Origin of the sequence: Ochrobactrum sp. CGA5, assembly GCF_006345815.1 — a bacterium.
In the GTDB taxonomy this organism is placed as follows: Bacteria; Pseudomonadota; Alphaproteobacteria; order Rhizobiales; family Rhizobiaceae; genus Brucella.
This window is the reverse complement of record NZ_VCIG01000042.1, coordinates 109,761-128,864: the sequence shown is the minus strand read 5'-3', so window position 1 is coordinate 128,864 and position 19,104 is coordinate 109,761. Positions and strand designations below refer to the sequence as shown.

Genomic DNA, 19,104 nt, shown 5'->3' with positions numbered 1-19,104 from the left:
AACACTCTGATCCGGCAAATGATTTTTGGTACGGTAGCGGACAAATCTGGAAATGAGTTGCGACCGAATTTTCCTTTGACGGCAAGCTGAAACTTTTTGTCCCGCTATTGGTTGCATCTTCAAAACCCGAAAACAGGAGGCACAGATAATGCAATTCAAATTGTTGGGAGAAGGAGCGGGGCAGCGGATCTTCGTCGTCATTCTCGCTCCGGAAGAAGCGGTGGTCGCGACACTTACCCGATTTGTCCAGAAAAGGGATTTAACGGCAGCCTCGGTGACCGCGATTGGAGCTTTCCGACGCGCTACGCTTGGATTTTTCGACCTTGAGCGACAAGACTATCACCGGGTCGAACTTGACGAGCAGTGCGAGGTACTCAGCTTGCTGGGTGATTGCGCTCAGGGCGAAGAAGGCAGTCCGATTCTTCATTTGCATGTGGTTTTGGGAATGCGTAACGGTGAGGCGAAAGGCGGGCACCTGATTGAAGCCTTGGTGCGGCCGACGCTCGAAGTAATGATTAAGGAAAATACCAGCACTATGGAGCGGACCTATCGACCGGAATTCGGCATAGCGCTGATTGATCCACGAAAATAACAATGCAATGGAGCCATGGCCGCAAAGCGAACGAGTACGCATCACAAAATCGGCTTGCCGCCAGTGACTGCTATTGTAGCGCCGGACGTGAAACTCGATAGCGGGTCTGCCAGCATGACATATGCGGAAGCGAGTTCCGCTGGTTGGGCCGGTCTTTTCATTGGCGTCTGTTTGCCAAAATTCCGTACCGCCTCCTCAGGAAGGGTCGACGGTATGAGTGGGGTCCAAACCGGGCCGGGCGCGACCGCATTGGCACGGATTCCCTTTTCTGCAAGAAGCTGGGCCAACCCAGCGGTAAAATTCTGGATCGCACCCTTTGTCGTCGCATAGGCCAGAAGAGTTGGATTCGGCATATCTGAATTGATGGAAGCCGTATTGATGATCGCAGCGCCGGGTCTCATATGAGAAAGGGCCGCTTTTGTCAGATAAAACATCGCATGAATATTGACGCGAAATGTTAGCTCCCATTCTTCGTCGCTGATATGACCGAGTTCGGTGAAACTTGCCTGATGAGCGGCGTTGTTCACCAGAATATCGATTCCGCCTAGTTCGCCTACCGCACGATCAATCAGGTCGCGACAGGTTTGGGCATGCTGGATATCGCATTTCATCAAGACGGCTTTTCGACCGTCTTTCTCGATAAGCGCTTTGGTTTCCAGTGCATCCTCATCCTCTTCCAGATAAGCAATCAGGATATCCGCGCCTTCCCGTGCAAATGCAATCGCAACCGCACGACCAATGCCGCTGTCTCCTCCAGTAATGATTGCCCTCAACCCCTTCAGTTTCCCCGAACCGCTATAGGTTGTTTCGCCGTGATCCGGTTTCGGATTCATCTTATTGGTTATGCCCGGCATCGGTTGCTGCTTTGTTTCGAATGGTGGCTTGGGATATTGGCTTTCCATATCGGCTTGTCCTTCCTTTTCACCCTGTCGCCCTAACAACGAAATACGCTGCTTGTTCCAGGCGTTCAGAAGCATTTGAAGGAGAAACAGTGATCAATCGATTTGGGAGGATTATTAATGTCCCACGTTACGATGAAGAAACAATGCTTCCGCTATTGTGGATAGGTCTCTGTGGCGCGCGCTGAGTACAAATCCTGCGAAGCCCAGGCTGTCCAGGATGGGGTTGTCTGATAGGGCGAATATGAAGGGTATGGCGCTCTGTTCCAGTTCGGCGACAACCGGAAGCACCGCTTCCGGTTCCAGAGTGACATCCATAACAACAGCGTCTACCCTCCCACGTTCCAGATAATACAGTGCTTGATAAGCCGTGTTTACCGGACCGAGAACGACAGCGCCAGCCTTCGTCAGACAGGCTCCTGCTTCCTCTGAAAGCAGAAAACCATCTTCAAAAACCAAAATGCGCTTTCCTGAGAATAAACGCATTGTATCATCGCTAGATCTAATCATTACAAACAGTTGGCCATGTCTGAAACCGAATGACAAGATGTCTCGTGCTGATTTCACATCACGAACCACAACGCGATTTTGCGAATGCAAATGCCTGGATAACATCATCTAGGCGCGTCCCACGATATCGTGGAGCTTATGACGAGCGCGATGCAGGCGGCTTTTCACCGTTCCGATCGAGCAATCGCAAAGCTGGGCCGTTCGTTCATAGCTTTTGCCCTCCAACACTACCAATGCCAAAACGCGGCGATATTTGTGAGGCAAGGTTTCAATTGCTGTTTGCACGTCGTGCGCCTCGAGCGTCAGCTCCTGCGATGCTTTGACTGAAGCTATGGGTGAAACGCACTCGCTCACGCCCGGTGCTTCACGGTTCTGGATGCGAATACGCGTGCAGAACGTGTTGCGCATGATGGTGAAAAGCCAGGATTTCAGGGGCGAATAGGGAACGTATTTTTCTCGATTGGCCAGTGCTTTCAGCAATGTTTCCTGAACAAGATCCTCAGCATCTTCTTTCTGACGGTAAAATGTGCGGGAAAACGCGCGCAAAGCCGGTATCATCTCAACGAGATGTTCTGGCTCCAGCATGTAGTCGGGATTTGGCTTGAAAGACATCGTCTTAGCCTTTCCGAACAAAAGTCCGGTTTGAGAATGGGGCGGCACAAGGCCGCCCCTTTGAATTACGAATTCTTATGGCTCTGTTGACCTGCCTTTACATGCTGCTCATGGGTTCCCCCACGGGAAGACGTCTGCTGCTGTTGCTTGTCGCCGCCTCCGCTGCTCGCATGCTTGCCATCGTTCTTGTGGCTTTGCTGGCCGGCTTTCACGTGTTGTTCGTGTGTGCCACCTTGCGTGTGGTTCTGTGCCATTCTCTTTCCTTTCAGTGGTTTTAGACCATTGATTGTTGGGAGTGGAATTTGTCGCGCGTGACATAAGCCTAACAAGACAGAGCAAATGATGTTCCGGGAAAACGACTGTAATAAACTTCACGTTTCGGCGGCGCGCTCGAACTCCGCGACTTTGGCCAGTTCTTTGAGAAACATCGCCCGTTCGCGATCAAAGCCGCTCTGGGCACGTAAGCGTAGCAGGTAGGATGGGTGGATCGTCACAAGGATAAGGTGGTTCTCGAACTCGAGAGGGATGCCGCGTATCGCTGCGATTTTCATCGGCTTTCCGAAAAGGGAACGGGCGGCAACTGCGCCCAGCGCAACGATGATGTGGGGTTCAACCAGTTCAATTTCCTGCTGGAGCCACCAGCGACAAGCTTCAATGTGGCTGGTTGACGGGCGCTGGTGAATGCGTCTTTTACCGCGCTGTGTATGTCGAAAGTGTTTTACCGCATTGGTAATATAGCATCGCTCGCGTTTGATACCGACTTCGTTTAGGCAGGCATCGAAGAGCCGACCTGCAGGGCCAATCAAGGGCCTTCCTCCAATATCCTCCTTGTCGCCAGGTTGTTCGGCAACAAAGAAAACTCGGGCGCCGGTGCGCCCTTCGCCAAAAACCGTCTGTGTTGCATTTTGATAGAGCTCACAACGCCGACAAGTCCGCGCTTCCGCGCAGACTTGTTCAAGATTCTGTTGGCGACGGGTGATTGCTGGTACTGTCATCGCCGACCTGTTGCCGAAGGCGGCGTCTGTGATTCCGTGGATGCAGGCGGCTTGCTATTGTCATCCATGAAACCGCGACCGGGGCGCATTTTCCCGTAAAATTCGACTGCGCCCCAGACAATCACGGCCAGTATCAGGCTGGAAATGAGTATCATTAGAATACGCCGTCCATTCAAACCTTGACGGGCCTTGCGCGGATCTACTTCTTTCATAGTCAATCCGCCTAGCCCCAGCGCTGACGTTCGCGTTCAATTTCGTCCGCAGTGTAGGGCGCGCCCGACGCATTGAAGCTCTCCCATCCTTCTTCGATATAAGCATCGCGTCTTTGGCCGATATTGACCCGCGCCCAATCATCAAGAATAGCTTCGACCTTCTCTCGCTCCGTCTCATCGCAACGAACGGCAACCAGAGTACTGCCACGGCGAATGGCTTCGCTATAGGCCTGCGCCTCTTCTTCGGGCACGCCGGTTTCCACGAGAGCGCCCACAATACCGCCTGCGACGCCGCCGGCAGTCGCTCCGCCGACCAGTCCGACCAGTGTGGCGGTGAGCCAACCGCCCGCCACGACCGGACCGACACCCGGTATGGATAGCAGGCCCAGCCCGGTCAACAGCCCGGCACCACCGCCTGCTACTGCACCAAGACCGGCGCCGGTTTCAGCACCTGTGACTGCGCTCTCTTCGTCCTTCAGGGCCTCGCCTGCATATCGACCATCTGTGTTATTCGAAATCAGGCTGATATTTTCAGCCGGAATCCCGGCTTCTTCGAGCGCTCTAACGGCATCGACGGCTTCGTCGTGATTGTCGAATAGACCCGTGATATAAGCCATTTTCATCTCCTTTATGGTGTTGCGACTACAACCGGTCACTGCGTGGTGATGTTTCCCTGAAAGTCGAGAAGAACTTTGACAGGCTGACCGTCACGCGCGGCTTCGGCGCGCCAGATGCCATCTTCGCCGAGTTGAAGATTCATAATGTTGCTGAACCCCTCTTCGGTCAGGCGTTCCTTTGCCTGATCCTCGGTAAAACTGTTCTGCCCAGGCACCGGTGCCTTCGGATTTTTCTCTCCGGGCGTGGTAACTGCGGGAGTCTGAGGTTCTTCAGTAGGTGTAGTTTGGGCAAACGCCGCTGGTGCGAGCAGCAAGAAGGCTGCGCCTGCGAGATTTCGAATAGACCGTTTCATCGTTGGCTCCCTTGTTTCTGAGGGACTGTCCCAACCAATGAACCCTTACATTGTTCCGTTAGCGTGCTCCGAGAACCATTTCTCTGATCCAACGGGTCAAAAGCTGATTGTAGACCTTTTGATGATGGTCTCCGGTAAGTGCGTGATCCGCGCCACCTATCATCCGAACGGTCAACGATTGAGAATTGATGAAGGCAGTTTGATAACTTGCGACCGTGGGATGTGGGACGATGATGTCGTGTTCGGACTCGACCAGCAGTACATCGCCAAGAAATTCTCGGGCCTGTCGAAGTGCGCGGTTATCATCAAACTTTACGAGTGTCGAACGATAGGATTGCAGGTCACTGCGGTCGAGCCGTGCTTTAGGGACTTGCCAAAGCTGGTCACGATAAAGTGCCGGGGCTCTTAATGCCAGCCAACGGACGGGCCGAAATTCGGTCAGCAATGTCGCGAGATACCCTCCATAGCTGCTTCCTATGACCACAATCGAACCGTCTTCGACCATTTTGAGGCTGGCCAGCCGGTCATATGCAGCAATAGCATCGTCAAGATTTTCACCGCGCGTTACGGTTTTGTTGCTGGACAGCAATTCCCCATGGCCGCGCATGTCGAAGGTAAGACAAACACAACCGAGCGAGGATATCGCATTTGCTCTTTCGATATCGCGTTCCTGGCTACCGGCCCAACCGTGCAGAAATAGAACGCCCGGAATGGTGGTATCCGGAGAGATGACAGTCGCGGCCAGTTCGTGCTGGTCGACGCTGACGGCGGTGGCGTTACGGATCATGATAGATTTTCTCTATTCGCGCATATTTGTGGAGAGGTCGTCCGAAATCGTCGTCGCCGACGTAAACGACGAAATCGTCCTCGTTGAATGTAGATGGCTGACCATAGCTCTCGCGCAATACTGCCTGTACGGCGGTAACAGTTTCGTCCTGCGCCAGTTTTTCCAATGCCAGAACTTCGGCAGGGGAGGCACCTCCCACACGCCATGATTGTTCCAATACGCCGCAGCGGACGCCATTTTCCGTTATCGGCCCGACAAGAACGTCGTAGTTTCTGCGCGACGCAACGAGACCGAGATGTTGAAGAGCTGCTTCATCGTAACGTCTGGCATTCTCTACGATCCTGCGTGCAACGGGCGATTGGACTTGGTGAAGCAGAGCGTCCCAGCCGCCGCGCACCACACGCAAACGGCTACCCGCATAAACTTTACTCCCGTCCTCGTCGCGCGAAGTATATTGACGGCCTAGATAGCTTCCGATGTGATCTTCGATCTGGACCTGTCCTACGGAATAGGTGGTAGAGTTTTCAACGTCCTCTTCGACGACGAGCCCGTTCGCAATTTCGCGATCAGATACGGTTTCCAGAAATCCGTCGAGGGCGCGAACGGTTTCGATGACGGTCTGGTCTTTGCCGCCGGACGCATAGGGATTTTTGAATCGAACCTTGTGCTTTTTTAGCAGGGCACCAGCGGCATCCAGTGCATGGCCATGTGAAAAGACCGAAAAGCCGGGTAGAACACAATCCTGTAAACAAGCTGCAAAGTTTCCTGCCCAACCTTCCGGCAAATTGTCATCGTCGTGCCAGTGTGGATGGGTAACGAGTTTCGTTGCCATAAAACCGTGGTGAACGATGCCGCCGTAGAAGTTCTCAATGCTCATTTCGGGGTGCCCGTCCTGGCGGACCAGAGCAAAAGTCGGTACGAAAAACGTTTCGTTGTTCTCGTCAAAGCTTTGCAGGGTGGGCCGCAATTGCCTGCCGGTCAGCGAACATAGGCGGGCAGCCAACGCTTCCACGCTGGCTACATTGTGAGGACTGTCGGAAGACTGGCAAACGACACGAATTTTTCCCGTAGGATCACCCCGGAATAGGGCACTTTCCATGTCATCACCTCGCTAGCGGTCTTGAAAAGTCTGCGCTCAGGCGGCTTCCGCACGGGGATTGGCAGAGGACTCCGCGAGTTTCGTCAGGTCCTTATCGGTCTGACCTTCTTCCTGCAGGGTCTGGTCGAGGAGTTTCGCCACATCCTTGTGGCCCAGGGTTTCGGCCCAACGCTTCAATGTGCCGTAACGCGTGATTTCGTAATGTTCGACCGCCTGGGCCGCAGATATCAAACCGGCATCAAGGGCGGGACTATTCGAAAACTCTTCGATGATCTCTTCCCCTTCAGCGATAATACCTTCAATGGCATCACAGGTCTTGCCTTGCGCACGCTTACCGAGAATCTCGAAGCATTGCTGCAAACGTTCGACATGTCCTTCGGTTTGTTCCCGGTGCTTTTCGAACGCGTTCTTGAGCTTTTCATCAGTGGCCGCTCGGGACATTTTGGGAAGCGTTTTCAATATCTTACGCTCCGCATAATAAATGTCCTTGAGCGTGTCGTAGAATAGGTCATCGAGATTGCGTTGCTTGGTGCTGGCCATTTCCGGCTCCTCCTTGTGGTTATGAACTGTTCTTGTCGTGCGGTTGAAAATTGCGACGACGGCGCACCTAACCCGCTAGGAATAATTTTGTTTCGCGCGATCGAAAAAAACAGGCGAGCAGTCGCGATCAGGGTTGCGTCGGGGAGCTGGACGGTTGGGTGGGACTTTCTGGAGAGACGTCCCCCTTGTCCGATGTGATGAACAGGGTTCCCAGCCCGAACAATGCGGCGGCGAACATGATGACGGCAAGCCACTTCAGGATAATCATCGTTATTTCCTGTCCGTTTTGTCAGGACTTCGACTTATGCTCCGGCTTGCCCTTCTGTCTGGTGGAGGCCAATTTTTCGAGCTCTTTCTCACTCATGGACTTGGCCATTTCCCTGGATGCTCCACGGAGTTGACTTTTTGATTTGTCTCCACGTTTTGCAGCCAAGGCCGCGCCGGCAGCCTGTTGTTGTGCTTTGGATTTCGCAGGCATCTTACATCTCCTGTAAGGGGTCGGTCAGTCTCGATCGCTGCGTTCGCGTCTCATTACACGCGGACCGGGATTGGCAAGGTCATTCGGACGCGCGCCATTGGGGTCGTCAAAATCGAAGTTCTTTTGCGGATCGTTCGGTTGGGGCTGGTGTGGATTGCCAGGTGCGTTGGACTGCTCATGCGTCGGGCGTGCTTGATGGTCCCGTGTTTCGCGCTGGGACGGTTCGCCCGCGCCGACTCGATCTTTGTTGAAAAAGAGCAACCCGCAGTTTGAAGGGTCAGTATTGAACATTGTACTTTCTCCATTGCGAAGACCCGGGTGGTTAATAATGGTCCGGAACAAGCTGGCAGATACTTTGTTCCATAAGAGCAGGAAGCTTTGCGAAGCTGCGCGTAATCCTGGGTCACGGCTGCAGAGCAGTGAAAGGGGAACATGAACTGCCCTCGACGGTTATCGAAACTTGCAACAGAGGAGTTTTGATATGGTCCAGGCAAAGAAATGGTCAGCCGACGTGACCGAACACAGCGACGCGTTAGATATCGAACCGCATGTGTTCGAGCAGGATGATCCGAAGGAAATCGCAGCTTCCCTGAAACGCTCGGCTGACAAGAGCCACAAACGCAAGGCGGAACCGTTTCGCTCGGCCATGTCCATGCTGACCTTCTACATCAACCGCGCTGGCAAGAACTTGCCGGAAACGCGCAAACAAGTGCTGGAAACCGCCATGGAAGAATTGCGCAAGGCTTACGGCAAACCAGATTGGACTTAACCTGCTTTGGACAAGGGAGGGACCAGTGAAAATCTATATCGCTGAATGGTGGACGATCGCTTTATCTGCGGGTTCCGGGGCAGCGTCCGACCCGCCGGAAATTCCTGAAAATGAACCTGAAGGCATTCCGGTTGAGCCGCCGGAGACCATTCCGCAACCAGATAAGGGGCCGTTCAGTCCCGACGAACCTGAACAGATACCGCCCCCTCCTATACCTGAACATCCATCACCCGGGCCGGTCAATCCGGGCCAGCCGACAATGCTTTGCGCGCCACCCTCCTGTTATTCTGAACCGGGATAAGGAGCGGCCTTCAACAATCGTGCCAGATGTCCGCAATTGGCAGCCAGTATTTTGGTAGCGGAAACCACTGTTTCGGGTACCTCTCCCAGATCGACGAAATTGGTTGATTGCATCGCCTCGCCCACCCAGTAGGTTACGCCGTTGGCAGGCAGGGTGAAGCCCACATCGTTCAACGCCTGATAGAGCTGCGATGACACGAAATGTGCCCCGTCCTCGTTCCCAACCACTGCCGCGACGGCGACATGCCCGTAAGACGGCATTCGGTTGGCATCATCGGTCTCTGAAAGAAATGCATCCATACGTTCCAGCACGCGCTTGCAGATGCTTGATGGTTGACCGAGCCAGATCGGCGTGCCGAAAATAAGAATATCCGCATCGAGGATTTTGGTTCTGAGTGCCGGCCACTCGTCGTCTTCGCTTTCGCGCGATGTAACGCCGGGATCGATGTTGAATTCACTCAGCCGCACATGCTCCGTTTGCACGCCATAAGGAACAAGATGTGTATCGAGATAATGTAGCATCCTGTCGGTCGAAGATGGATTCTGGTCTGCACTTCGCTTCAAGGTGGCATTGAGCGCGATAGCTTTGAGGGGAGGAAGGGAAGACACTGTCATTTTCCACCTCCCTTTCTCCTGGTGTGCTTGGGTTCACTCAACGCATCAGCAAGGTTTTTGCGGTCAGGATCGGCAAGATTGTGCCCCGCGGCATCGCGTTTCTTTGCGGGATCGTCGTCAGCGGGTTCGTAACCACGAGGCCGGTTTTCCGGCGGGCCTTCCCATTTCGGCTTCTGATCGGTGGTGCCGGTTTTCGGATCGTGTTTCATGGAAACCTCCGTTTATTGAGACGGCGGCCCAACCTTTCAAACCTCGGATTGTTTCATTGAGTGAAAAGGAGCACCGAATGATGGAGCGGGAAATGGCAAGGTTGAAGCAATGAAATTCTGCGGAACAATTGGTTTTCCTCATGGTTGGAGCTTAGAGGCCCATAATGATGAAAACAGTTCCACCGGATAAAAGCTCTGGCGCTCGCGCAAGAGGCGCGATCCAACGGGGTGAAACCGGCGACAAGGTTCCCGGCTTTGATCCTGCGGTAGCGCCAATGGAAACAGATGCAGAGGCTGGCGGCAGCGCTCAACCGGTTGAAGATCACGGGACACGGCCGTTAGCGGCTCCGGTAAAACCCGATGATAGCAATGCTTCCAGTCATGCGTCCGGCCTGCGCGCATGGCCACCGAAAGAGAATGCGCGATCCGCAAGAAAAACTACGCAGATGCGTGAAGGTCCAGCCTACATGGTCTGGTGGTTCATCATTGCCGTGGTTGTCATCGGATATTTTATAGTCTCATGGATGTGGTCATGAACAAGCGATCAGAACGTGAACGAGGGGAGAGACAGGCTTCGCCGCGAGCGCTCCGATATTTTCCGCGCTTCGTATTAGTCATAGTGGCAGTTCTGCTCCTTCTCCTTCTCGGGTGGAGCCTGACCGGTGGTGGATCGGTAACGCAAAAGCAAGGCATCCAGACACCTCCCGCCATAGGTTCCGCCGACCAGAAGACCAAGCCGCCGGTAGAAAATGACCGACCAGAGACCGGCACGGGCGGCGACCAGCCGGTGCAGGCGCCCGCTCACCAGAAATGAGGATCAATCATGAACGAGAAATCAACTACCCCACTGACGGATGATGAAGACATCAAGTTCCTGGCCGAGAACTCGGATATTTCTCCGCTGCAGGCTCGGCAGTTGATCGAGCGTTTTGGAAGAGATCGACAAAAATTGCTTGAAGAAGCAAAGAAATTTAAAGCGGAAGGGTAGAACCATGGCTCAGATCACACGTGACCACGATGAGATCCGCCAGTGGGTTGAAGACCCAAATGGGCGGCCCGCAATGGTGGAAACCGGTAGTGAAGGCGGTCTATTGCGTATCGATTTCGCAGAAAAAGACCAGAATCTGGAGGAAATCAATTGGGATGATTTCTTCGCCATCTTTGACGATAGAAAGCTGGCTTTTCTCTACGAAGAAACGGAGGATAGCCGCTTTAACAAGTTTATAGGTGCTGAGCAGAATTCCTGATTGCAACTAACCCGCAAACCCTAGTTCGGTTCGGAATTCAGGAAGGAGCCTTCGAACCGGGCAGAACGTTCACATTCGCTGCGACGGGCGTATCAGGGTGACGCTCCATATATCTCTTGTGAGCAAGTCGCGACGCCAGTTCCGCGATGTAGTTCAAATCCCTCAGCCCGTTCTGGTAAAGCATAACGATTGCAGACGAAAGGTCAGTCGCAGCATATTCCCTGTCGCTTTCTTCAAGAATGATCGCGGCGTTGGAAAAGCAGCTGCGCATGAAGTTCACTTCTTCTGGCTTATAAATGCGGCTCGCTTCGTTGAAGAGCGGCATCTCCTTCTCCTTTCCGAAGCATCGACGATACGCTTCCAGACTATTTAAGATAGCCCCATTTGATCACTTCGTGTTTCAAGCGCGCTGAGGGATCAAGGTAATCGTCCGCTGCCGTCTTCGGGGTGGCGTTCGAGATTCTGTCTGTTGAGACAGTCGAGAACCCGCTTTGCCTCTTCTTCGTTCAATGCGATCTGCAGCTTGCCTTCGAACGTGATCGGATTACCCTCGAAAGCGTCAATCACCGACCACGTACCATCGCCATTTTTGTGAAGTTTGTATCCGTTTTCTATCATGGTCTTCTCCCGTTCTTCGCGGCCAAAATCATATCAGTTCATGTCGGGCCAGGCCTTATTTCCCACAAGCGGTACGAACATCACACCGCCGAGATCTTCCTCGTCGAATTCCTCCGTAGATTTACGGGTGATGCACAAAAGGCGCTGGGTACCCGCCATACTGCCGACCGGTATGATGAGCCGCCCGCCTGGTTTGAGCTGCTCTTTGAGCGGGGAGGGGATTTCCGGAGCACCCGCTGCAACAATTATCGCGTCGAAAGGAGCTTCTTCTGGCCAACCATTGCTGCCGTCGCCCGTGCGCACATGGATATTATCGCAGCCGAGGTCTTCGAAGCGTTGTTGCGCGGCTTCGGCAAGGGTGGAATACCGTTCGACAGTAAATATCTGACCGGCAATCTGTGCTATGATCGCCGCAGCGTAGCCGGAGCCTGTTCCAATTTCGAGAACGTGTTCACCCCCACCCAGATGCGCCGATGCAATCATAAAGGCAGTCATATATGGTTGTGAGATCGTTTGGCCATTTTTGATTGGTAGAGGTGTGTCTTCATAGGCAAACTCGATAAAGCCTTCATCGATGAATTTCTCACGAGCCAACGTGCCCATCGCTTCCAGCACGCGCGTGTCATGGATACCGCGATGGACAAGCTGCTCCACCATTTGGACACGAGCTTTCTCAAAATTTCTCATTGTCGCTCTCTCGGGTCGAAATGGACCCAATCCATTCTCTGTAGACATCAGCACCAAGGCCAGAGAAACAGGAAAAACGAAAGGCCCGTCCAAATGGTTCCAATGAACGGCCCATAGGCGAGCGTGGCATCAGTACTACGCTAATCAAATGCGATGCAGCATTTCATGAGAAAGGCCGTGTGCTGATTGCGAGCTTTGCTCCCGGATCATCATATCGGTATCAACTGCTGGATTTCACGATAGACGGGTAGTATCCCGACTGGCAATGAGATGTGACGATTGAATACCGATCGTCAGAAGGAACGTCAGGGAAAATCAGCCGCGCTAAGGAGTCGGCGTTTGTCTGCGTTAGTACCAAAAAGCTATCATAATTTTCAAGTTGCTAGCGTGTTGCTAAGCTAAACTCATTCTGGGCGCAAACGTTCAGTTTGCAAAAATTATCTTAACAATTTCAAGGAGATCGAATGGTGGGCGTGACAGGGATTGAACCTGTGACCCCTACGATGTCAACGTAGTGCTCTCCCGCTGAGCTACACGCCCATTCGATGTGGCGCATACACCATATCGCGTTGCGCCCGTCAATGCCCTTTTATGAAGTTTTTTCGTCTTTCTGTTGACGACAAAACAAAGGGCCGCAAATCTGCGGGATCGCCTCAAGCGGCGATCAGCATTTTTTCGATTTCATTTACCAGATCACGCAGGTGGAATGGTTTGGAAAGCACCTTTGCATCGCGCGGTGCGTCCGAATCGGGGTTAAGCGCGACAGCGGCAAAGCCGGTAATGAACATGATCTTCAGATCCGGGTCGATTTCTGTCGCACGCCGCGCCAGTTCGATACCATCCATTTCCGGCATGACAATGTCGGTCAGCAGAAGGGAGAAAGGTTCTTCCTGCAATCTTTCATAGGCACTCGCACCATTGTCGAAGTGCGTTACGTGATAACCGGCTTTTTCCAGCGCCTTGACGAGGAAGCGGCGCATATCATTGTCATCTTCAGCTAGAAGGATTCTCTTCATTGTTCCGTCCGAATTCTGTGTCGTGTTCATCGCCCAAAAGCTGACCCTTAACGACTCAATATCCACCGTAGAAAACGCTTCTTTGGTAAATATGGAATGAATGCTCGCACGAATGTTAATTGTTATGGCGCGTATTTGGCAACAAGCTGTTCAGTGTGACAGGATTGTCGCATATCGCACGCCGTGCGAGGGTCGCAAGTTTCTTCTTCCGGCCATTTGCACGTATGCACTGTCTGACGTAATTTATTGCGTTACTGACGTCGATTGTTGTCGGACGACCGGAATGGTTGAAAACGGGTGAAGAATGAGTTTGGAGCGTGATTTTAGTCTGATACCGCCCTTCGAAATATGCGCTCCGGCGGAACAGCGTATTCCATTTGTCTTCAATTCACCGCATAGCGGGCGCTACTATCCGCACTCCTTCGTTGAGGCGTCGTGCCTCGACGCCTTAAGCATACGCCATTCGGAAGACTGTTATGTCGATGAGCTTTTTGCTTCGGCCATGCGGCTCGGTGCCCCTCTGCTCAAAGCGCATTTCCCGCGTGCTTTTCTTGATGTCAATCGCGAGCCATATGAACTTGATCCCCGCATGTTCACGGAGCCGCTACCGTCTTTCGCGAATAGTCAGTCGGTGCGCGTTGCAGGTGGGCTTGGCACCGTGCCACGACTGGTCGGTGAGGGGCAGTTGATCTATTCGGGACGCATTCCGCTTGCCGAAGCCTTCTATCGCATTGAAGATCTATACAAGCCCTATCACCAGACGCTTGATGCGCTGCTTCAGTCCACGCGCCAGCGTTTCGGCTATGCGGTTCTGGTCGATTGCCATTCGATGCCTGGCGGCAGCCGACCCGGTGAAGTTGGATCGCGCCCGGATTTTATTGTCGGTGATCGTTTCGGCCGCTCGTGCAGCGAAAGGTTGACGCAAGCGGCCATCGATCTATTGCGGGATCTGGGCTATACCGTTGCACACAACAAGCCCTATGCTGGTGGGTTTATAACGGAGCACTACGGACGGCCCGCTGTGGCCTGCCATGCCCTGCAGATTGAAATAAACCGCAGTCTTTATGTGAACGAGCAGAACCTGCAAAAACTCGCCGGTTTTGAAATGCTTTGTGCCGATCTGCATGGGTTCCTGAGCGACCTAACATCGCTGCCGGATGATCTCTTTATCGCTCCGCCTCTGGCCGCAGAATAATCCGTTCCGTTGGATGCCTCCAGCAGATAAAAAGAACCGCGCCCGAACAATACGAGCGCGGCCAAAGACTAGGGAGGAAATGCCCCGAAAGGCATCGACAGGAAAACCTGTCTGGGATTTAAATTACGTCTGAATGGCGATAACGTCAAGAAAATGCGCATATTTTTTGAGCTAATTGTGTTTCGCCTATTATATGGGCAATGTTAGTGCAGTTTGCATAAGTATGCACCATGTGTTGGAAACAGGAGTTCGGGGTTGCTGATCGATAAGGCATTTTTTTCTGAAGTGGCTGATGCCGCAGCGCGCGAAACACTGCCGCGGTTTCGCCAACTGACGGAAATCGATAACAAGTATAGCGTCGGTTTCGATCCGGTAACCGAAGCGGACCGGGCAGCGGAGCGTGCGATTCGTGCGGTTATTGGCGGGGCTTTTCCCGACCACGGTATTCTGGGGGAGGAATATGGGCCGGAGAATATCGACCGCAGTCATGTATGGGTGATTGATCCTATTGACGGAACGCGTGCCTTTATTTCTGGCCTGCCGGTCTGGGGGACGCTTTTGGGTCTTACTGTCGATGGCGATGCAAAGGCGGGAATGATGTCGCAGCCTTTCACCGGCGAGTTGTTTTACAGCGACGGCAACGGTGCCTATCTGGTCCGCAATGACAGCAGCGAAGCCCCGCGGCGTTTGTCGGTGCGCAAGAATGCGGCCTTGGCCGACGCAACGATGTTTACGACGACCCCGGCCCTCTTCAAAGATGAAAGCCGCAAGGGATTTGATCGCTTGGAAAGCGCTGTTCGACTGTCCCGCTATGGGGTTGATTGCTATGCCTTCGCCATGCTGGCAAGCGGTTTCGCTGATATTGTGGTTGAAGCGGGTCTACAGCCCTTTGACATTGTTGCTCTCATCCCACTGATTGAGCAGGCTGGCGGCGTGGTGACGCAACGCGATGGGTCCCCGGCGGAAAAGGGCGGTGATATCGTTGCGGCGGCTTCTCCTGAACTGCACCGCGCAGCGCTTGATCTGTTGAATAGCTAGCTAAATACCGGAGGCCATGGGTTCGATGGTCTCCGGCATCGTTTCCACTTGGGATGAACCGGGAATGAAGGCATCGAAGGCTGCCCAGAGTTGTTCACGGTAAAAGTCGGCTTCTTGAAGTACCTCATGACGCGCGCCGTTGATTGTCGTCAGCGAGACGTTACGAGTCCTTGCCACAAAGCGCTCGATCATCGGCGTCGAAACCACGCGGTCAGCGCCAGCGGCAATGATAAGGACAGGTACCGACGGTCCTGCGTAGAAATCCGGCTGATTGATGCGTCGCGAAGTTTCTAGTGCGCTCCAGAGCCAGCAAGCTGTCGGACCACCAAGCGCAAGTTCCGGGTGAATGCGTGGGATTTCCATATTGCGCATGAAGCGCGCCGGGTCGCTGGTTAGCGGATTGCCTGCAAAGGGACGTGACGCCAGCCTGCGTCCGCCGGAAGCATAAACCCGACCGAGACCGAGCCATCGAAAGGTGGCGGCGATGCGACGTACATTGTCATCGCTCAGCCTTTGTCCATCAAGCCCGAGGAAGGGCGCGCACAGCACCATGCGACTGATGCGCGATGTTAGCCTGTCCATGGAGGAAAGTGCCACAAGCGCACCCGCAGAATGGCCGAGAATGTACAATGGCGGGGGGCAATCAGGCAAAGCAATTTGATCCAAAATAAGGTCGAGATCGTCAGAATAGTCGTCAAAACTGCGAACATAGCCGCGCTGACGATCCTTCAGCAGCCGATATGAGCCGCCTTGCCCGCGCCAGTCGAAGGTCACGACGGTGAAGCCGCGCGCGGTCAGATCGCCCATGGTTTCGAAATACTTTTCGATGAATTCATTGCGCCCCTGAAGCAGGACAACCGTTCCCTGTACCGGCCTCGTTTCTGGTTTCAGTATGGCATAGCGCAGGGTCTTGCCGCTCTTTGCTTCAAGCCAGCCAGCCCTTATTCCGTGCGGAATGGGATTCGCATCGGTCTCGAAAAGCAGTTCCGACATCCGATTGCGAGCCTTTCTGTTTCAGATACGAAATCTTTGTTTCCAGCATAATGGGCCAATTGATGACAAAAAGTAACCGGAAGTTCGAGTACGAACTTCCGGTTTAAAGAACAGCCGGTGCAAGGGACGTTACACCGACTGGTCTGTAGAGAAAATTTACAGAAGCATTCAGTACCCACCAGGGCGGCGTTCGCCGACAATGCGGCCCGTATAGGCGTCAACCATAACGATCACACGGCGACCGCTCGGTCTTGTGGCACGAACGAAATAGGTGTCGCGTTTGAGGCGCATATCGCCCACATCATAGCCGCGGCGTTCCAGCGAGCGCGCGATACGGCGCGGTCCCATGATGTCGCGACGGCCATAATCATCGCCCCAGCCTGGGCGGCGGTCCGGCCCGCCGTCCCAACCGGGACGGGGACCCGGATAAGGACGCGGCGGACGATAGCCGTCATCATCATAATATTGAATCTGAACATGCAGTCCGCTCTCGGCTGCAAGGGATGATGTCGCAAAACCGGTTGCGACGGTGGCAAGTGCGGCAAAAGCAAGAACAGCTTTTTTCATAACCGTAATCCTTTGATGAACCTGCTTTGCAGCAGGCATGGTGGGACATTAGCCCCAAGCGGCTGAACGCTCGCCAAAGATGATGTTCATTTTGGGTTCATTGTGCGGCGAATCCCCAAAATGTAGGGCCCTATTGATCAGGAGTTGTTACGCAGCGTGACGGCGCGTGTAGGCCATCTTTTGTAATTGCCACTTGCCGGCGGACTTGAAATGAAAAAGAGCCGTTCCCAAATGAGTTTTGCGGTCGCCTAAAAGGGGCCGCCGGCATCAAGGAATTCGCCAGAAGGGAATTTCGCCGCCATGTATGATCTCGAATGCGCCAAGCGCTTTTCGGCAACGATCATGCTGAAACAAGCATTATGTCGCTCTAAAGGAGGGCTAACCCATGCGTCACGTAGATTTTTCCCCGCTCTATCGGTCCACGGTCGGTTTCGATCGGCTTTTTACTATGCTTGATACGCTCGCTTCGCCGGAAGGTAATCAGTCCTATCCGCCGTATAATATCGAGCGCACGGGTGAAAATGCCTATCGCATCACCATGGCGGTCGCGGGCTTTTCCGAAAGTGAACTCGAAATCGAGGCGCATCGCAACCAGCTGACTGTCAAGGGTCAGAAGGTAGATGAAAATGCTTCTGATGTAGGCGAGGTTCTCTATCGCGGTATTGCCTCACGTGCTTTCGAGCGTCGTTTCCAGCTTGCCGACTTCGTTGAAGTCGCTGGTGCGAGCCTCAAGAACGGGCTCCTGCACATTGATCTCAAGCGCGAGATTCCTGAACAGATGAAGCCGCGCAAGATTGAAGTTACGAAGGCTGCTGCCGATAACACTCAGCAGATCGAGGCAAAAACCGCGCATTAAGTTCGGTGTATTATGAATAGGAAAAGGCGACGCTTTAAGCGTCGCCTTTTCGCTTTTCAGAGGTGCCAAAGAGCGTCAGGCGATCAGATCAGCAAACTGGTCGATGTCTTCTTCCGTATTGGCAAAACTCGTCACGAAGCGGGCGAAAATCTCGCCGTCGCTGATGCGGTTCACTTCCGAATGCGGCGGGTTCCAGTCGTAGAAAATTGCTCCGTTGTTGCGTAAGCGGTCATAGACCGACTGCTTCATAATGGCGAAGACCTCGTTGGCTTCCGGCTTCCAGGCTAGGCGCATTTGGCTCGATGCATTGATATGACCGGCGAGGCGTGTTGCAAGTGCATTGGAATGGCGAGCCAGTTCCAGCCAGAGATTATCCTGGAGGTAAGCGTCAAACTGAGCTGCAACAAAGCGCGTCTTGGAAAAGAGTTGTGCTGCGCGCTTGCGGATGAATGGGAGGTCTTTTGCGCGGGTAGGGTCCATGAAGACCAGCGCTTCCGCGCACCAGCAACCATTCTTCGTACCGCCAAAGGATACGATGTCTACACCTTGTTTCCAGGTCATTTCGGCTGGCGTCATATCAAGTGATACAAGCGCATTGGCAAAACGTGCACCGTCCATATGCAGCGGCAGACCGGCATCGCGGCAGATCTTGGAAATGGTGGCGATATGTTCGGGCTGGTAGAGCGTACCAACTTCCGTTGCCTGTGTGATACTGACGGCCATGGGCTGTCCCGCATGGACAAAAGCCGGGTTGAACCGCTTCAGTTCGCGCTTGAGAAGCTCGGGATCGATACGGCCATGCGCGCCATCAATTGGATGCAAGCGGGCGCCACCGGTAAAATATTCAGGAGCGCCGCATTCATCCTCGATAACATGGGCTTCACGGTGCACCAGCGATACCCCGCCGGGTCGGTTGACGCTGGCAAGTGCCAGCGAATTGGCGGCTGTACCTGTTCCAACAAAGAACACGGCAACTTCACGCTCGAACAATTCGTTGAACCGCTGTTCTACGCGCTTGTCGATTTCGCTTGCGCCATAGGCTGCCGCAAAACCTGCAGCATGCAGCGAAAGGCTCTCGGCGATTCTCGGGTGGGCGCCTGCCCAGTTGTCTGACGCAAAATGCACGTGGTTCTCCAGATTGGTTGAATGGGCTGTCGCACAGTCGATGTTCTATAACCTGCCTGACAGAAACGGTTAAGGCCCGGATTGCGCGAAAAATCTCATCAGCTTGCCTATTTTTTAGGCATTCTGGCGGTATCCGAAAGCGCGCCAAACTGACGCAAGAGCGGCTAAACGTAAT

The 19,104-nt window shown here is 53.6% G+C and carries 33 protein-coding genes and 1 tRNA gene; 10 read left to right on the top strand and 24 right to left on the bottom strand.

The window, feature by feature from the left end; translation table 11 throughout:
- Positions 1 to 148 precede the first annotated feature (148 nt).
- Positions 149 to 592 (top strand): PPC domain-containing DNA-binding protein, encoded by a 444-nt coding sequence (locus FJQ48_RS18965; protein WP_139976494.1) that lies wholly within the window; start codon positions 149 to 151, stop codon positions 590 to 592.
- Between the two features lie 41 nt (positions 593 to 633).
- On the opposite strand, the gene FJQ48_RS18960 is transcribed toward FJQ48_RS18965, so the two are convergent.
- The 3 genes from FJQ48_RS18960 to FJQ48_RS18950 all read right to left on the bottom strand — a co-directional run bounded on the left by FJQ48_RS18960 (position 634) and on the right by FJQ48_RS18950 (position 2,613).
- The gene (locus FJQ48_RS18960; RefSeq protein WP_139976493.1) at positions 634 to 1,494 is read right to left on the bottom strand and encodes an SDR family oxidoreductase; all 861 of its coding nucleotides are present in this window, start codon (positions 1,492 to 1,494) and stop codon (positions 634 to 636) included.
- Between the two features lie 114 nt (positions 1,495 to 1,608).
- Positions 1,609 to 1,950, bottom strand: a complete 342-nt coding sequence (locus FJQ48_RS18955; protein ID WP_247870415.1) for a transcriptional regulator — start codon at positions 1,948 to 1,950, stop codon at positions 1,609 to 1,611.
- A 159-nt stretch (positions 1,951 to 2,109) separates the two neighbouring features.
- Positions 2,110 to 2,613 (bottom strand): sigma-70 family RNA polymerase sigma factor, encoded by a 504-nt coding sequence (locus FJQ48_RS18950; RefSeq protein WP_139976492.1) that lies wholly within the window; start codon positions 2,611 to 2,613, stop codon positions 2,110 to 2,112.
- Positions 2,614 to 2,690: 77 nt separating this feature from the next.
- Here FJQ48_RS18950 and FJQ48_RS22605 point away from each other — a divergent pair, with 77 nt between their 5' ends.
- A complete protein-coding gene (locus FJQ48_RS22605) occupies positions 2,691 to 2,891 on the top strand; it encodes a hypothetical protein (RefSeq protein ID WP_036588048.1) in 201 nt (66 codons plus the stop codon).
- Positions 2,892 to 2,984: 93 nt separating this feature from the next.
- On the opposite strand, the gene FJQ48_RS18940 is transcribed toward FJQ48_RS22605, so the two are convergent.
- The 10 genes from FJQ48_RS18940 to FJQ48_RS18900 all read right to left on the bottom strand — a co-directional run bounded on the left by FJQ48_RS18940 (position 2,985) and on the right by FJQ48_RS18900 (position 7,985).
- On the bottom strand, positions 2,985 to 3,608 hold the full coding sequence (locus tag FJQ48_RS18940) for a UdgX family uracil-DNA binding protein (protein WP_012093587.1): 624 nt from the start codon (positions 3,606 to 3,608) through the stop codon (positions 2,985 to 2,987).
- Entirely contained in the window at positions 3,605 to 3,820 is a 216-nt protein-coding gene (locus FJQ48_RS18935) for a hypothetical protein (protein WP_036588045.1), read from the bottom strand. The genes FJQ48_RS18940 and FJQ48_RS18935 overlap by 4 nt, the downstream gene beginning before the upstream one ends.
- An 11-nt stretch (positions 3,821 to 3,831) precedes the next feature.
- Positions 3,832 to 4,437 carry a hypothetical protein gene (locus FJQ48_RS18930; RefSeq protein WP_012093586.1) on the bottom strand — a complete coding sequence of 202 codons (606 nt, stop codon included), beginning with the start codon at positions 4,435 to 4,437 and terminating at the stop codon, positions 3,832 to 3,834.
- Between the two features lie 35 nt (positions 4,438 to 4,472).
- Positions 4,473 to 4,790 (bottom strand): PepSY domain-containing protein, encoded by a 318-nt coding sequence (locus tag FJQ48_RS18925; RefSeq protein WP_012093585.1) that lies wholly within the window; start codon positions 4,788 to 4,790, stop codon positions 4,473 to 4,475.
- Between the two features lie 58 nt (positions 4,791 to 4,848).
- Positions 4,849 to 5,577: an alpha/beta hydrolase gene (locus tag FJQ48_RS18920; RefSeq protein ID WP_036588041.1), complete on the bottom strand. Its 729-nt coding sequence runs from the start codon at positions 5,575 to 5,577 to the stop codon at positions 4,849 to 4,851.
- Positions 5,567 to 6,676 carry a DUF3182 family protein gene (locus tag FJQ48_RS18915; protein ID WP_139976491.1) on the bottom strand — a complete coding sequence of 370 codons (1,110 nt, stop codon included), beginning with the start codon at positions 6,674 to 6,676 and terminating at the stop codon, positions 5,567 to 5,569. Before FJQ48_RS18915 ends, FJQ48_RS18920 begins: the two co-directional genes overlap by 11 nt.
- A gap of 36 nt (positions 6,677 to 6,712) precedes the next feature.
- On the bottom strand, positions 6,713 to 7,216 hold the full coding sequence (locus FJQ48_RS18910) for a ferritin-like domain-containing protein (protein WP_012093582.1): 504 nt from the start codon (positions 7,214 to 7,216) through the stop codon (positions 6,713 to 6,715).
- Between the two features lie 127 nt (positions 7,217 to 7,343).
- Complete coding sequence (locus FJQ48_RS22495) at positions 7,344 to 7,484, bottom strand: hypothetical protein (protein WP_155269255.1); 141 nt, start codon at positions 7,482 to 7,484, stop codon at positions 7,344 to 7,346.
- A 21-nt stretch (positions 7,485 to 7,505) separates the two neighbouring features.
- Positions 7,506 to 7,694 (bottom strand): DUF3008 family protein, encoded by a 189-nt coding sequence (locus FJQ48_RS18905; RefSeq protein WP_043061992.1) that lies wholly within the window; start codon positions 7,692 to 7,694, stop codon positions 7,506 to 7,508.
- A gap of 24 nt (positions 7,695 to 7,718) precedes the next feature.
- Positions 7,719 to 7,985 carry a hypothetical protein gene (locus FJQ48_RS18900; RefSeq protein ID WP_036588037.1) on the bottom strand — a complete coding sequence of 89 codons (267 nt, stop codon included), beginning with the start codon at positions 7,983 to 7,985 and terminating at the stop codon, positions 7,719 to 7,721.
- A 190-nt stretch (positions 7,986 to 8,175) separates the two neighbouring features.
- Here FJQ48_RS18900 and FJQ48_RS18895 point away from each other — a divergent pair, with 190 nt between their 5' ends.
- A complete protein-coding gene (locus FJQ48_RS18895; protein ID WP_139976490.1) occupies positions 8,176 to 8,463 on the top strand; it encodes a DUF3175 domain-containing protein in 288 nt (95 codons plus the stop codon).
- A 25-nt stretch (positions 8,464 to 8,488) separates the two neighbouring features.
- Positions 8,489 to 8,764: a chitin-binding protein gene (locus tag FJQ48_RS18890; RefSeq protein ID WP_139976489.1), complete on the top strand. Its 276-nt coding sequence runs from the start codon at positions 8,489 to 8,491 to the stop codon at positions 8,762 to 8,764.
- Here FJQ48_RS18890 and FJQ48_RS18885 read toward each other — a convergent pair.
- Complete coding sequence (locus FJQ48_RS18885; RefSeq protein WP_139976488.1) at positions 8,746 to 9,378, bottom strand: NAD(P)H-dependent oxidoreductase; 633 nt, start codon at positions 9,376 to 9,378, stop codon at positions 8,746 to 8,748. The two genes, FJQ48_RS18890 and FJQ48_RS18885, sit on opposite strands and share 19 nt — an antisense overlap.
- Complete coding sequence (locus FJQ48_RS18880; protein WP_012093577.1) at positions 9,375 to 9,587, bottom strand: hypothetical protein; 213 nt, start codon at positions 9,585 to 9,587, stop codon at positions 9,375 to 9,377. Before FJQ48_RS18880 ends, FJQ48_RS18885 begins: the two co-directional genes overlap by 4 nt.
- Before the next feature lie 164 nt (positions 9,588 to 9,751).
- Here FJQ48_RS18880 and FJQ48_RS18875 point away from each other — a divergent pair, with 164 nt between their 5' ends.
- On the top strand, positions 9,752 to 10,123 hold the full coding sequence (locus tag FJQ48_RS18875) for a hypothetical protein (RefSeq protein ID WP_139976487.1): 372 nt from the start codon (positions 9,752 to 9,754) through the stop codon (positions 10,121 to 10,123).
- Positions 10,124 to 10,197: 74 nt separating this feature from the next.
- Here FJQ48_RS18875 and FJQ48_RS22490 read toward each other — a convergent pair whose 3' ends face one another.
- Entirely contained in the window at positions 10,198 to 10,392 is a 195-nt protein-coding gene (locus tag FJQ48_RS22490) for a hypothetical protein (protein ID WP_155269254.1), read from the bottom strand.
- A gap of 18 nt (positions 10,393 to 10,410) precedes the next feature.
- Between FJQ48_RS22490 and FJQ48_RS22485 the strand changes: the two genes are divergently transcribed.
- The gene (locus tag FJQ48_RS22485) at positions 10,411 to 10,575 is read left to right on the top strand and encodes a hypothetical protein (protein ID WP_086000501.1); all 165 of its coding nucleotides are present in this window, start codon (positions 10,411 to 10,413) and stop codon (positions 10,573 to 10,575) included.
- A 4-nt stretch (positions 10,576 to 10,579) separates the two neighbouring features.
- Positions 10,580 to 10,834 carry a hypothetical protein gene (locus FJQ48_RS18865; protein ID WP_139976486.1) on the top strand — a complete coding sequence of 85 codons (255 nt, stop codon included), beginning with the start codon at positions 10,580 to 10,582 and terminating at the stop codon, positions 10,832 to 10,834.
- Positions 10,835 to 10,871: 37 nt separating this feature from the next.
- Here FJQ48_RS18865 and FJQ48_RS18860 read toward each other — a convergent pair whose 3' ends face one another.
- From FJQ48_RS18860 to FJQ48_RS18840, 5 genes are all read right to left on the bottom strand, one after another.
- Positions 10,872 to 11,159 (bottom strand): hypothetical protein, encoded by a 288-nt coding sequence (locus tag FJQ48_RS18860; RefSeq protein ID WP_043061995.1) that lies wholly within the window; start codon positions 11,157 to 11,159, stop codon positions 10,872 to 10,874.
- Between the two features lie 92 nt (positions 11,160 to 11,251).
- Positions 11,252 to 11,452, bottom strand: coding sequence for a hypothetical protein (locus FJQ48_RS18855; protein WP_139976485.1), 201 nt, complete (start codon positions 11,450 to 11,452; stop codon positions 11,252 to 11,254).
- Between the two features lie 33 nt (positions 11,453 to 11,485).
- On the bottom strand, positions 11,486 to 12,139 hold the full coding sequence (locus tag FJQ48_RS18850) for a protein-L-isoaspartate(D-aspartate) O-methyltransferase (protein ID WP_043061996.1): 654 nt from the start codon (positions 12,137 to 12,139) through the stop codon (positions 11,486 to 11,488).
- 465 nt (positions 12,140 to 12,604) lie between these two features.
- Positions 12,605 to 12,679: transfer RNA gene (locus FJQ48_RS18845), tRNA-Val, on the bottom strand.
- A gap of 113 nt (positions 12,680 to 12,792) precedes the next feature.
- Positions 12,793 to 13,155 (bottom strand): response regulator, encoded by a 363-nt coding sequence (locus FJQ48_RS18840; protein WP_002966536.1) that lies wholly within the window; start codon positions 13,153 to 13,155, stop codon positions 12,793 to 12,795.
- A 304-nt stretch (positions 13,156 to 13,459) separates the two neighbouring features.
- Between FJQ48_RS18840 and FJQ48_RS18835 the strand changes: the two genes are divergently transcribed.
- Both FJQ48_RS18835 and hisN read left to right on the top strand, forming a co-directional pair.
- A complete protein-coding gene (locus FJQ48_RS18835; protein ID WP_139976484.1) occupies positions 13,460 to 14,350 on the top strand; it encodes an N-formylglutamate amidohydrolase in 891 nt (296 codons plus the stop codon).
- Between the two features lie 255 nt (positions 14,351 to 14,605).
- The gene (hisN, locus tag FJQ48_RS18830; protein WP_139976483.1) at positions 14,606 to 15,388 is read left to right on the top strand and encodes a histidinol-phosphatase; all 783 of its coding nucleotides are present in this window, start codon (positions 14,606 to 14,608) and stop codon (positions 15,386 to 15,388) included.
- Here hisN and FJQ48_RS18825 read toward each other — a convergent pair whose 3' ends face one another.
- The gene (locus FJQ48_RS18825; RefSeq protein WP_139976482.1) at positions 15,389 to 16,381 is read right to left on the bottom strand and encodes an alpha/beta hydrolase; all 993 of its coding nucleotides are present in this window, start codon (positions 16,379 to 16,381) and stop codon (positions 15,389 to 15,391) included.
- 168 nt (positions 16,382 to 16,549) lie between these two features.
- Positions 16,550 to 16,948, bottom strand: coding sequence for an antifreeze protein (locus tag FJQ48_RS18820; protein ID WP_139976481.1), 399 nt, complete (start codon positions 16,946 to 16,948; stop codon positions 16,550 to 16,552).
- Between the two features lie 385 nt (positions 16,949 to 17,333).
- On the opposite strand from FJQ48_RS18820, the gene FJQ48_RS18815 reads away from it, so the two are divergent.
- Positions 17,334 to 17,804, top strand: coding sequence for an Hsp20 family protein (locus FJQ48_RS18815; RefSeq protein ID WP_139976480.1), 471 nt, complete (start codon positions 17,334 to 17,336; stop codon positions 17,802 to 17,804).
- 75 nt (positions 17,805 to 17,879) lie between these two features.
- Here the strand turns inward: FJQ48_RS18815 and FJQ48_RS18810 are convergent, their stop codons facing one another.
- Positions 17,880 to 18,929, bottom strand: a complete 1,050-nt coding sequence (locus FJQ48_RS18810) for a low specificity L-threonine aldolase (RefSeq protein ID WP_139976479.1) — start codon at positions 18,927 to 18,929, stop codon at positions 17,880 to 17,882.
- Positions 18,930 to 19,104: the final 175 nt, after the last annotated feature.